15 protein-coding genes are annotated in these 10,818 nt (G+C 39.7%); 8 read left to right on the top strand and 7 right to left on the bottom strand.

Annotation, left to right across the window (positions count from 1 at the left end; genetic code table 11):
• Positions 1-68 precede the first annotated feature (68 nt).
• The 3 genes from LS65_RS09840 to LS65_RS08995 form a co-directional block, all read right to left on the bottom strand.
• Positions 69-245, bottom strand: a complete 177-nt coding sequence (locus LS65_RS09840) for a hypothetical protein (RefSeq protein WP_161976268.1) — start codon at positions 243-245, stop codon at positions 69-71.
• On the bottom strand, positions 217-915 hold the full coding sequence (locus LS65_RS09000) for a pirin family protein (protein WP_034361714.1): 699 nt from the start codon (positions 913-915) through the stop codon (positions 217-219). Before LS65_RS09000 ends, LS65_RS09840 begins: the two co-directional genes overlap by 29 nt.
• A gap of 341 nt (positions 916-1,256) precedes the next feature.
• The gene (locus LS65_RS08995) at positions 1,257-1,988 is read right to left on the bottom strand and encodes a LexA family transcriptional regulator (protein WP_236096698.1); all 732 of its coding nucleotides are present in this window, start codon (positions 1,986-1,988) and stop codon (positions 1,257-1,259) included.
• Between the two features lie 308 nt (positions 1,989-2,296).
• Between LS65_RS08995 and LS65_RS08990 the strand changes: the two genes are divergently transcribed.
• From LS65_RS08990 to LS65_RS08955, 8 genes are all read left to right on the top strand, one after another.
• Positions 2,297-2,491, top strand: a complete 195-nt coding sequence (locus tag LS65_RS08990; RefSeq protein WP_138129849.1) for a hypothetical protein — start codon at positions 2,297-2,299, stop codon at positions 2,489-2,491.
• A 9-nt stretch (positions 2,492-2,500) separates the two neighbouring features.
• Positions 2,501-4,864 carry a DDE-type integrase/transposase/recombinase gene (locus LS65_RS08985; protein WP_138129848.1) on the top strand — a complete coding sequence of 788 codons (2,364 nt, stop codon included), beginning with the start codon at positions 2,501-2,503 and terminating at the stop codon, positions 4,862-4,864.
• A 211-nt stretch (positions 4,865-5,075) separates the two neighbouring features.
• Positions 5,076-5,954 carry an AAA family ATPase gene (locus tag LS65_RS08980; RefSeq protein WP_138129847.1) on the top strand — a complete coding sequence of 293 codons (879 nt, stop codon included), beginning with the start codon at positions 5,076-5,078 and terminating at the stop codon, positions 5,952-5,954.
• A 10-nt stretch (positions 5,955-5,964) separates the two neighbouring features.
• Positions 5,965-6,147, top strand: a complete 183-nt coding sequence (locus LS65_RS08975) for a hypothetical protein (RefSeq protein WP_034363826.1) — start codon at positions 5,965-5,967, stop codon at positions 6,145-6,147.
• Positions 6,138-6,617, top strand: a complete 480-nt coding sequence (locus LS65_RS08970; protein WP_034363827.1) for a host-nuclease inhibitor Gam family protein — start codon at positions 6,138-6,140, stop codon at positions 6,615-6,617. The genes LS65_RS08975 and LS65_RS08970 overlap by 10 nt, the downstream gene beginning before the upstream one ends.
• Positions 6,618-6,647: 30 nt before the next feature.
• Positions 6,648-7,034 (top strand): phage protein GemA/Gp16 family protein, encoded by a 387-nt coding sequence (locus tag LS65_RS08965; protein ID WP_052061191.1) that lies wholly within the window; start codon positions 6,648-6,650, stop codon positions 7,032-7,034.
• Entirely contained in the window at positions 7,034-7,288 is a 255-nt protein-coding gene (locus LS65_RS08960) for a Mor transcription activator family protein (protein ID WP_034363830.1), read from the top strand. The genes LS65_RS08965 and LS65_RS08960 overlap by 1 nt, the downstream gene beginning before the upstream one ends.
• Positions 7,289-7,457: 169 nt before the next feature.
• On the top strand, positions 7,458-7,688 hold the full coding sequence (locus LS65_RS08955) for a hypothetical protein (RefSeq protein WP_034363831.1): 231 nt from the start codon (positions 7,458-7,460) through the stop codon (positions 7,686-7,688).
• A 109-nt stretch (positions 7,689-7,797) separates the two neighbouring features.
• On the opposite strand, the gene LS65_RS08950 is transcribed toward LS65_RS08955, so the two are convergent.
• Genes LS65_RS08950 through LS65_RS08940 form a run of 4 tightly spaced genes read right to left on the bottom strand, consistent with a single transcriptional unit; the run spans position 7,798 to position 10,777 of the window.
• Positions 7,798-8,337, bottom strand: a complete 540-nt coding sequence (locus LS65_RS08950) for a hypothetical protein (protein ID WP_034363834.1) — start codon at positions 8,335-8,337, stop codon at positions 7,798-7,800.
• A gap of 10 nt (positions 8,338-8,347) precedes the next feature.
• Positions 8,348-9,844 (bottom strand): RCC1 domain-containing protein, encoded by a 1,497-nt coding sequence (locus LS65_RS08945; RefSeq protein WP_034363836.1) that lies wholly within the window; start codon positions 9,842-9,844, stop codon positions 8,348-8,350.
• Complete coding sequence (locus tag LS65_RS09835) at positions 9,786-9,929, bottom strand: hypothetical protein (protein ID WP_161976267.1); 144 nt, start codon at positions 9,927-9,929, stop codon at positions 9,786-9,788. Before LS65_RS09835 ends, LS65_RS08945 begins: the two co-directional genes overlap by 59 nt.
• Positions 9,930-9,958: 29 nt before the next feature.
• Positions 9,959-10,777 (bottom strand): hypothetical protein, encoded by an 819-nt coding sequence (locus tag LS65_RS08940; protein ID WP_034363838.1) that lies wholly within the window; start codon positions 10,775-10,777, stop codon positions 9,959-9,961.
• Positions 10,778-10,818 lie beyond the last annotated feature (41 nt).

Genomic DNA, 10,818 nt, shown 5'->3' with positions numbered 1-10,818 from the left:
CTATACAATAAACAAAAAGAAATATGAAAAAGAAAAAAGCACCTTTACGGGAGTGTGGGGCAAATGCATTAGAGAGAAGTTGCTTTATCCCCCCCCCCCGTTAGTTTATAAGCATTATGGGAATTATGTGTTATATCTTTCATAGTATGTCCTTTCATATTAAATTCTATGGGGTTTTTTGTAATGAAATAAATACCATTGCTTACAAAAATATGCTTAAGGCAAATCAAAAATAAGCACTTCATTTTCTGAATCTAAGCCTTTTAGGCTAAAAGATTCTTCTGCACAGCACATCACGCCATCGCTTGTTTGGGTGCAAAAGGCTTGTGTGTGGGCGGAGGCTATCTCTAGACTGCCTCGCACGACTTGGATATATGCCCTGCGCTTTGGCTTGATAGAAAAGTGCTCATTTGTGATATTTTGGTATCGCCATAGATACATATCTTGATACACTTTAAAGGATTGATCTGTGGCATTTGGCGAAAGAATCAGGGTCTTGCTCTCGTGTGTGTCAAAGGATTTTTGCTCATATCGCGGATTTATGCCTAGCTCATTTGGCTCAATCCAGATTTGATAAAAATGCAAGGGCGTATCCAAAAGATTAAATTCCGAATGCGTGATACCGCTCCCAGCACTCATTATTTGAAACTCGCCACTTGAGAGAGATTGCTCATTGCCCATACTATCTCTATGCGTGATGCTGCCGCTTAGGACATAGGTGAGTATCTCCATATCCTTGTGCGAGTGCGTCCCAAAGCCACTTTGAGGCGATACCCTATCTTCGTTTATCACGCGCAACGCGCTAAAGCCCATAAATCGCTCATCATAGTATCCTGCAAAAGAAAAGCTATGGTGGGTATCAAGCCAGCCGTGGTTAAAATGCCCCCTCTCATTTGCTTTGCGTAGGGTTAGCATAGGATTTCCTTATAAAGTAGATTCACCAAAAACATTCCTATCCTTTTTGAAAAGCCCTTTTTAAAACTTTAGCCCACATTGCGCTATGGGTCAAAATGTAAATTCTAACTCAAAATAACTTAAAATTTTATAACCACCATCTTTTTAGGTATTTGTATTCTGTATAGTTTTGTCAAGTATCAAAGTGAGAGAGAAGTTAATCAAATAAAGCAAAGTGCGAGAGTATGAGGAATATTTGAAAAATCAAAGTGGCAGCAAATCTTTTGACACTTTTTAGACAAAACTGACAAAATCCTCAACAAAACCATACATACTTCAAGGCATAAATCACAATTATAAGCCTACAAAATAGAACGTAATACTTTGCCCACTATACGCACAACTGATTGTGTATCACGCTCAATAACAAAGCTTTTATAGTCTTTGTTTGCACTAATAATCTCCAAATTACCATTTGGCAGCTTCTGCAAAAGCTTTACCATAAGTTCATTATCATAATTTAACACATATAGCCCATCGCCACGCCACACATCAGATTCCTCAAATATAACCCAGCTATCGGGTAAAAGCATAGGTATCATTGAATAACCATCTACTTGGATTATACGCACCTTTGCATTTGGCGGGGATTTGAAAAAGCCTTTATCTATACACATCACTTCCCCACTCTCATAGCTTTCAAGCTCCATTATATCATTCCCACGTCCTGCACTTGCTTTAATAGAAAGGACAGGGATAGTGTAGAAAGATTGACTAAGGGACGACTTATGGACATTTTCGTTTTCTTCGACTAAGTAACACGCATTAGATGACTTAGTAACAGGACTTAGTAACGACTTAGTAACATTCTTAGAATGCTGGACATCATTTATAGGATTGCTGGACATTTGCTGGACAAAAAAAGAGTTATTGCTGGACATACCTAACACATCAAATATTTTTTTTAATGTCCCAATCTGTATAGAATCTTCTTCCTGTTCATATCTACGCATAGTCCGTTCTGAAACACCGATAGCCTCTGCTAACTCTATTTGGCTTAATCCCATATCCTCTCTTAATTCCCTAATCATCATAAAATCCTTATTTCTGACAAAATTTACCTATAATACTTGACAATAGGTAGAAAATGTCCTATAATTACATCACTTTTGAGGTAATTATATCATAAAGATAGAAAATCTTAAAAGTGGTCGGGAGGGTGGGAAATCAGCCTGAAAGATTTGAGATGTTATGTTTCAAGTTCAAAAAGGTTGTGAAAATCAAGCTTCAAGTCTTTATCCGAGTAGGCAAACTTAGAATAAAGATAGAAGCTTGATGCAAACAATCTTCCTTCACCTTTTTGGTGGAGGTTAGATTGGATTGTAGCACAAAAGGAGTAAAAATGCAAAAAGATTCTCTTATGCAACAAATGTCTCAAAAAGGCATTAAGCTACGCACTTGGTGCAAGGCGATGTGCTTGAGTGATGCAGATTATCTCATTATAAAAGATATATCTAAGGGTAGAATCAAAGGCATAAGAGGCAAATCAAAAAAGCTAAGAAAACTCTTAGAGCAAAGTGGCTTTAAAGTCGCGTAGGTGGCATAAATGGGACAATGGGTAAGTAGCAGGGAGTTTGCAAAAGCGCATAGCGTTAAAATAGATACCCTATATAAAACAATTCAACGCAATTCAAAATGCGACAAAAAAATTTGTAAAATTATAGGCAAATTTTGTCCTATATTGTATGCAAATGGACATATTGGAGGCAACTCTGGTAAAGTCCTTCGCATTTGGAGTGAGCCATTTAAGACACAAGCAGAGGCGGAAGCGTTTATGGAATCTTACGCACAAGAGCGAGTAGATTCTCTTTTCTACCAAAAGCACCCAACACTTGGCTCAACTCAAGTAGCCCACCCAAATACTGAATATGCAGCATATCTTTCAAACACAGATTCTGCGCAATCTACTGCATTTATAGAATCTCATACGCAAACCAATCTTACAACACCTACAACACCTCATAAAATAGGCACTTCTAACTATAAAAAAGAGAGAGTGGCGCATAACAAAGCATTTATATCATCATCAGAATCTATACACTTGGACACAAGCAAGAATGAATATGCAAGCGATGATAGAGACACTGATGATGTTCTAAGTGCTTTGAAACAAGATTCTCACATACATTCGCACGAAGTGCTAATCCACACTTGCAAAAATCCTTTAAGCGCATTTGCCAAATCCACCCAAAAGCAGCAACATCTCGCCCTAGAGAAAAAATCCATTATCAAAGAATGGGAAGCATATAAGGCAAGAGGCGTGAATGCAAAAGACTTTATCGCCCTTACCAACGCAGGTGGGCAATACTCTATCACTTTAAGCGAAAATAAGCTCTATGCGTGGCAGAGAGCATATAAACAAAGTGGCATTAATGGATTGCTTGATGAGAGGGGCAAAAATAGAAAAGAGCAAAGCAAGATTAAAGAGCTTGGATTAGAGGAACTCACAAACAAGCTTATTTTGGCAAGTCGTGGCAGGGTGAATATCTCCTCATTACATAGAATGCTGCATATTCATCTTGATAGTTTAGGTAAAATAGAATTAGCAGATTTCTTAGCCAAGCGCGATGAAGTGATAAGCTATTGTGTGCTTGAGCGATATGTCAAGGCTTACTTAAAAGCTCACCCCATAGAAGCAAAAATCATCTCTCGTGGCGAAGATGCAGCAGTGGGGAATTTCCTCCCTGCATTAGGGCAAAGCAACTATGCAGTGGATTCTATTAATCAAATCGTAGAGATAGATGCCACAAGCATTGATGCCATTATTGATACAAGTGAGATAGCGCGCGCTCTAGGGCTTAAAGTAGAGAACATAGAATCTTGGCAAAAGCGATTTGTGCTTATTTCACTCATTGATACTTATAGTGGCGTGTGTAGCTTCCATATCAGCGATACCGAAAATGCGCTAGGGGTAAGCCGCGCCATTGCCAAATACATCACTACCTATGGCAAACCAAAGTGCATTAAAAGCGACAATGGCAGTGCGTTTGTGAGTAAATATATCAAAGAAGTGCTTATGCGACTTGAAATAGAGCATATCAAAGCTAAAGCGTATGCGGGGTGGTGTAAGCCCTATGTGGAGCGCAACTTTGCGCGTTTGCAAAATCACCTTATGGAATGGATTAAAGGCTATATCGGGCATAGTGTGAGCCAAAGACAAGCCATTGAATTTTTCTTCTCTCGCGCTCAAAGGCGACTTAAAAGAGGTCAAAAAAGCAATCAAACCAATCTCCACACGCTTAAAGAGCTAGGGCAGATGATAGATATCTACACGCAATCTTTTATGAATAATGCCTACCTTGAGCGATTGAATGCCACGCCCACAGAGGCATATAACGCGCGTGTAGATGAAGCGGTGAGAATCCACGAATATGAGCTTATCGCACGACTTAGCCCACTTGAGAGACGCGCTGTCAATAAAAAAGGTATCGCCTATGGTGGGCTATGGTATCAAAGTGCTGCTATGTTCGCACATACAAGCGTATTTGTGGCAGTTAATATCAATAACACCAAAGAGCTTTTTATGTATGACGAGCAGCACCGCTTCATTGGCGTAGCGTCAAATCTTGATAGCGAGGAGATGAGTGCGGAAATGGCGCGGAATGCGCAAAAAATCTTTTATAAAGAGCTTAAAGCGCGCAAAGGCAAAATGCAAGAGGCACGCGCAGAAGTGGAGGCACAATTCCCACAAATGCTTTTACAAGCGCACAAGAAAATGCCAAAAACGCATATGCCTAAGCTTAAAGCCATTAATGATAGCAATCTCTATCAAGCAAAACTTTTAGATGAGGCGCGTAAAAAGGCTGCGGGAGATGGAATCTTAGATACTACAAAGGAGGTAAAAAATGAAGCACAAACAAAAAATATAAAAGATGTGAGCTGGGAAGCAGCAGTGCTCAAACGCGGTTAGAAGCTAAATAAAGGGTTAGGGCGAACAAAGAGTGATTCACTTGCTACAAAGTAAGATTTTATATAAGGGGGAGGGGCTTAAATTGCGAAGTCGCTCCCTCCCCCTTAAAAATCCCCCACCCCTACAACGCCTTAAGAGGTTTGCGCTTGTGAGAAGCGCAATATTTTATCGCAGTGGGGGATATACCCCACTGCTAGGAAAGGAGCATTCTATGAAAACTTTAGATTTAAATCAAGTGCGAGAGGAGCTAGAGATATTTTTAGAATCTCAAGGACTCTCTCAAGCGGCTTTGGGTAGAGCTTTAGGCATTAGTAGCGCGAGTATCTCTACCTTTCGCAAGGGCGAGTATAAGGGCAATAATAAAGAGCTAGGGCGCAAAATCAAGCTCTACCTTGATGATTATGCAAACAAAAACAAAAGAGGCACAAAAAAAGAAAATGTGCAAGTCTATGAAAGCCACGATAAGCAAATGGCTGATTTTGTAATGAATGAGGCAGTGAGAGATAAAGAGATTGCCATTATCGTAGGCTGTGCAGGGAGTGGCAAAAGCACGATTGCTAAAGATTATGCGCGTATTCATCCAAATGTGATTCTCATTGAAGCCACACTCCATAGCACTGCTAGAGTGATTTTAGATGAGCTATGCGAGAGATTGCATATCAGCGGCGGGAGAAATCTCCACGAAAAAGTGATTTTGATAGCTAAAGAGCTTAAGAGGCGCGATGTGGTGATTCTCATTGATGAAGCGGAGCATTTGAGTGTGAGGGCGTTAGAAGATTTACGCAGGATTTGGGATTTTAGCTCCTGCCCTCTTATCCTTTTTGGCACGGAGATTCTCTTAAAGAATCTTATAGGTAAAAATGGTGAATTGCGACAGCTCTACTCACGCATAGGTGGCAAATGGAATATGAAAGGTCTCTCCCAAGAGGAATGCGGGGCACTCTTTACTCAAGGCATACACGCCTATACAAAGGGTAATTTTAGAAGCAGTGCAAAGCTCTACGCAAAAGCAGCGCGACTAGCAGAGCTACACAATGTGAAGCTTGATAAAGACATTATCGCTCAAGCGGTGAGTATGATTATTGTGTAAGGAGGAAAATATGAGCAAGGCTGAATTGTTTAAGCCCTTTTATATTTATGGGCGCAAGGCAAGGTATTTAAGCACACATTACTTTGTGAATAATGAGTATATATTTCTCAAAGGAGGCGTGAATGAGGCGATAAATGGTTATAAATGCGTTGATGTGGTAAGTAGAGACAAAGGAGGGATTCAATGGAATTAAAAAGCTTTGAAGATGTGGATATGAATCTTAAAAGGTTGTGTGAAATTGAAGTGGCGATTGCTCATATTGAGGGTGAAGTAACGCTTGCTTGTAACAAGATTAAAGAGGAATACAAACCTCAAGTAGAAAGCCTTAATAATGAGGCAAACTTTATCCGCGCAGAGATTGAATCTTTTTGTGAATCTCACAAGGCAGATTTTGCAGATAAGCGAAGCAAAGAGCTAGTCTTTGGCATCATTGGCTATCGCTTGAGTAAATCTGTAAGTATCCCGCGCGTGAAGTCAAAGGTGGAATCTTTAATTGCTGCAATTAAAAGCTTTGGGCTAAGGGATTGCCTCATTTATGAGGAGAAGCCAAATAAAGAGGCTTTGGCAGAGCTAGATGAAGGCTCATTAGTCAAGCTTGGATTGAAGCGCGTGGTGAAAGATAACTTCCGCATTGAGCCTAAGATTGAGGCATTAGGGCATTAAAAATAGCTTTAAAGCACGATAGGAGAGAATATGCGAACTCAACAATCAATGCTATGTGCTATCCATACGCACCCAAAATACAAGCTCATCAAGGAAGCACAGGCGTGGGAATCTTGGCTACTTGTGCGCTATGGTGTGGATTCTTGTAGATTCCTTAATGAAGCAGAGCTACAAGAGGTGCTTGATATTTTAGATTCTAAAGCACCTGATAGGGATTATATACAAAGAAAGGGCAGCATAAGCGCGGCACAGAGGGCAAAGATTGAAACGATAATGAAACAAAGAGGCTTTGGATATGAAGCAAAGAGGAGGTTTATCACGCGACAAATTGGCGCATATAAGCCTTTATGGGCGTTAGATAAAGCAGAGGCGAGTAAAATCATCACAGGACTACAAAAAATCATAGGAGAGCGATAATGGATAAGAATCTACTTGAACACATTTGTGAGAGCTACAAAAATGGTATGAGTTGGGAGAAAATCTATAAGACTTATGGGGGCGTGAGTATCTATATCCCCAAAGTCTCCCCAAATGCGAAAGAGCACATTGTGCAGGAATTTAATGGCTATAATGCTGCATTTTTGGCGCATAAGTATAATTTGAGCGAAAATACGATACGAGAGATAATAAGGGAGGCTAGGAAGAGGGAAGGAAAATCTATGGAGGAGTGAAAAAGAAACAAGAAATGTGTTTTTTTTGTTACCTAAAATATGAAAAAACACACTAGAATTTCACATTTTATTTTATAAAAGTAAAATCCGATTATTATACAAAAAGCTTGCTTGGCATAAGGGTATGCTTAATAAGGAAAATGTATTTCATTTTGTTAAGGAGTGACAAATGAAAAAAGAAGAGATTAGACAAGCAGTAGAAACTTCAATGAATAAGGTTTTTGGCGGGAATATGAGACCCAATGAGGGCAAAATTGAAAACCACTCATCAGATTCTTTAAAAGAATATTATCTTGGGCTTGCTCACAATGATAAAGAAGCGCAAAGATTGCAACAAGCAAAGATTGAATCTATTAAAAAGCTGGATTTAGAGCAAATATGCAAGGATATTGATGAGTAACATACAAGATAGTTTGGTAAAAATGGGCTTTATATGCTAATGAAATTAATATCAATCGTGAAGGTAAAAAGCTAGATTCTATTTTAAGAAAGTGCGGGATTATCCCGCCCTAGTTTGTTCCTTGAATATTCTCATAATCCTCCCATTTAAGCGCATTGATTGCCTCTATTGAATCTAGCTCCAAAAGATAACTTTTTAAAACCCCACATTGAGATAAGATTCTATTTTTATGAGCGAGGCTGTCTGCATAGAGTTTGCTTATTTGCGCCTTTGTGTGAGAATAATTTGCCTTAGATTCACTGCCCTTACGCGCTCGTAAGAATCCATCACTTTTTGCTAAGAATAATCCTAAAAGGTTAAGCTGGTCTTCTACACTCATATCATAGATATAGCTCTCTCCTAGCGCATCGCTTTCAAAATATGTCAAAAGCTCATTACATTTTGCATTCATCTCTTTTTCTTTTTCTACACGCGCACGCGTTAAAGCGAGTTGTATAGAATCTACAAGGCTTTGTGGCAAGATTGAGGGAATAAAAGGCTCACTTAAATGTTCGCCTTTTACATAGACTTTGCCATCAATCTCGCCGATATACTCAAAGCTCCCGCTCACTCTCAAAACCTTGTCCTTGCTTAATTCATATATTTGCATAGAATCCTCCTTATTGTTTTTGTAATGTGGGTGTGGTGTATTTGATACTTCCATCTTTGCTTGTTCCGCACGCATAGATGTCATTATCTGCTATAATTACTAAATACGCCTCTGCTCCAAAACATTGCAGTTTATATTCACTCATTGCAGGAGGTAAAAGCACATTCTTCCACGCTCTTGTGTTGCTCGCATTGCCAACACCTAGCGCACTATCAGTATTAAATCCAAAGGCAAGCAGAGCTTGAGTGTCTTTGAGTTTGGCTACACAACGCGTATTTGCTCTATCCCAATGCTGCACACTCTCTACATTTTCTAGCACTCTTTGTGCTTTTGCATTAGCTCTCGTATTATCATTGCCATAGCCATATGCTCCTTTGCCCCACGCATAGAGATTGCCATTTGAATCTAATGCTAAGCTTGTGCCGCCAATACTTGCAGGAAACACATCAACAATTTCGCTTAGAGGCTCTCCTTGCTCATTTAAGAGTGTGGTAAAGATATTGAGATTCCCTGCTGCATTTTGAGAGAGATTATTCTCTAGCGCATATCCTGCTCCGCGCACACTCCCATCTTCTAGCACAATCATAGAAGTAGCATAATGCGCATTAGAGCTTGTATTTATACTTGCTTTGGCGAGTTTGACTTTTTGGTTAAAGCTAAGCTTAAAGGGCAGTGTGAGATTTGTATTGCCACCATTGCCACACGCACCTTGCTGATTGTGTCCGCATACATAGAGTGCGCCCTCATTATCAATAGCCATAAACAGCCCCACATTGCCATTACTGCAAAGAAAAATGTCTTTAATATCGCTTAAATGTGGGTTTTGTGTGAAAGTGGAGAGAGGCAGAGTATTCCCCACTCCAAGCTCTCCTATGGAATTACTCCCGCTCACATATACCAAGCCATTTTCAAGGAGGGCAATCGCGGATTGTTTGGCATTAGATTCTGAAGTGCCACAGCATACTTTTACCACCCTAGAGGGAAAATCTACCCTCACAGGCAAGCTTAAAGCATTCGTGTGTCCTACTCCTGCGCAACCTTGCACATTTGCTCCCCACACATAGAGGAAATTCCCCTCTTTTGGCAAAGCATAAAAGGTCGTGTATCCACCAAAGACTTCAATAAATTCTATATCACTCGGTAAGCCAACTCGTGAAAAAAATGCAGCATTTGCTCTGCCACTTCCTGTGTTATTATTAACACTCAAACCTTGCATATACACATCACCATAACATATCACCTCACCCTTGCTATTTTTGATAATATCTTGATAAGCCAAGCCACGATAAAGGTGCATAGACAAAAGCCTTTTTGAGCGGATATTTATATCTCTTAAAGCTGTGTTTAATGTGTTTATGTGAGCGTCAATCTCACTCTTAAGCACATCGGCGTGATGATTGAGAATCTGCAATGGCTGCTCTAAGCCATAATCAAAGCTACTTAGCTTGTTAAGTTCTGCTTTTATCTCTAGCAATGTTTGCATTTGTTGTGTCTGTTCTGTAAGCATTTTTACTCCTTGTTCTATTGATTTGATGTCTTGCTTCGTGGGAGTTAATCCACACTTGCAAAAAGCCCGTGCTTCGGGCACTCATATTGCGTCCTTTAGGCATTTATTTCAACCTCATTTTGCCCACCCCACATAAAAGCCCTCTAAATAGAGGTTATGATTGACTTCCACAGAATCTGTGCGTCCATAGATACTATTCCAATTGCTTAATGCAAAATTCGCGTGTGATGTGCCACAACCCCACTCATCTCTACTACCCCCACCTTTTCCGCCTAGAGAGTATCTCCAGCTATCATTGACATACTTCCCTGCATTGATATTTGGTAAGCCCTCTCTTTCAAATTCACCCACGCGTTTAAAATCACTGCAACCTTTAGCATAGACATTAGGCTTAGGTAGTCTAAAATATCCTTTAGGGCAGTCCTCTTGCAAGCTTTTGCTTGTGTTTTTAAAATACATATACGCAAGGGGATATTCTCTTTTTTTGAGTAAGCTCCCCGCTTTCACCCAGCCTTGAGGCAAAGATGAGCGGAAAAAAAGCCCATATTGACCGATTTTCGACCTATAATGCAAAGATTCTTTGCGCTCTTGAATAAGGCTTTTAATGGTAAAAAGAATAGAGTGCAAAGTCGTGCTCCACATATCGCTTTTAATTGCACTTTGGGCTGCAATAAGTAATTGTGCTGCTTCAATCATTTGCTCTATTTGTGCTTTATAGATGTTGTGTTGCTCTAAAAGCTCTTTTTGACCTTCTTTGATAACAACTTGTGCTTTCTCAAAGGTATTTTTGCCAATGTTAGACATATCTAAACCAAAGGCATTAAGTTCTTCAGCAAATTGTGGTAAAGATTCCATAAACGCATCAGCTCTTATATCAAAGCTTGTTGTATCATTGCTACTAGGCGGTGTGGGAAGTGGTGTAATAGTCCTCATACATACTCCTTTATTGATTGAAAAATTCTCTCATTGCTCTT

Source organism: Helicobacter japonicus, assembly GCF_000762845.2.
GTDB lineage: Bacteria > Campylobacterota > Campylobacteria > Campylobacterales > Helicobacteraceae > Helicobacter_C > Helicobacter_C japonicus.
Note: the sequence above shows the minus strand (reverse complement) of the source record. Positions and strands in the feature narration are given on the sequence as shown.

Coding starts and splice junctions, on each gene's coding strand:
- LS65_RS08965 (WP_052061191.1), top strand. CDS start 6,648: ATGCGAACTCAACAATCAATGCTATGTGCTATCCATACGCACCCAAAA.
- LS65_RS08995 (WP_236096698.1), bottom strand. CDS start 1,988: ATGATGATTAGGGAATTAAGAGAGGATATGGGATTAAGCCAAATAGAG.
- LS65_RS09840 (WP_161976268.1), bottom strand. CDS start 245: ATGAAGTGCTTATTTTTGATTTGCCTTAAGCATATTTTTGTAAGCAAT.
- LS65_RS08950 (WP_034363834.1), bottom strand. CDS start 8,337: ATGCAAATATATGAATTAAGCAAGGACAAGGTTTTGAGAGTGAGCGGG.
- LS65_RS08985 (WP_138129848.1), top strand. CDS start 2,501: ATGGGACAATGGGTAAGTAGCAGGGAGTTTGCAAAAGCGCATAGCGTT.
- LS65_RS08975 (WP_034363826.1), top strand. CDS start 5,965: ATGAGCAAGGCTGAATTGTTTAAGCCCTTTTATATTTATGGGCGCAAG.
- LS65_RS08970 (WP_034363827.1), top strand. CDS start 6,138: ATGGAATTAAAAAGCTTTGAAGATGTGGATATGAATCTTAAAAGGTTG.
- LS65_RS09835 (WP_161976267.1), bottom strand. CDS start 9,929: ATGAGTGCCCGAAGCACGGGCTTTTTGCAAGTGTGGATTAACTCCCAC.
- LS65_RS08955 (WP_034363831.1), top strand. CDS start 7,458: ATGAAAAAAGAAGAGATTAGACAAGCAGTAGAAACTTCAATGAATAAG.
- LS65_RS08945 (WP_034363836.1), bottom strand. CDS start 9,844: ATGCTTACAGAACAGACACAACAAATGCAAACATTGCTAGAGATAAAA.
- LS65_RS09000 (WP_034361714.1), bottom strand. CDS start 915: ATGCTAACCCTACGCAAAGCAAATGAGAGGGGGCATTTTAACCACGGC.
- LS65_RS08990 (WP_138129849.1), top strand. CDS start 2,297: ATGCAAAAAGATTCTCTTATGCAACAAATGTCTCAAAAAGGCATTAAG.
- LS65_RS08940 (WP_034363838.1), bottom strand. CDS start 10,777: ATGAGGACTATTACACCACTTCCCACACCGCCTAGTAGCAATGATACA.
- LS65_RS08960 (WP_034363830.1), top strand. CDS start 7,034: ATGGATAAGAATCTACTTGAACACATTTGTGAGAGCTACAAAAATGGT.
- LS65_RS08980 (WP_138129847.1), top strand. CDS start 5,076: ATGAAAACTTTAGATTTAAATCAAGTGCGAGAGGAGCTAGAGATATTT.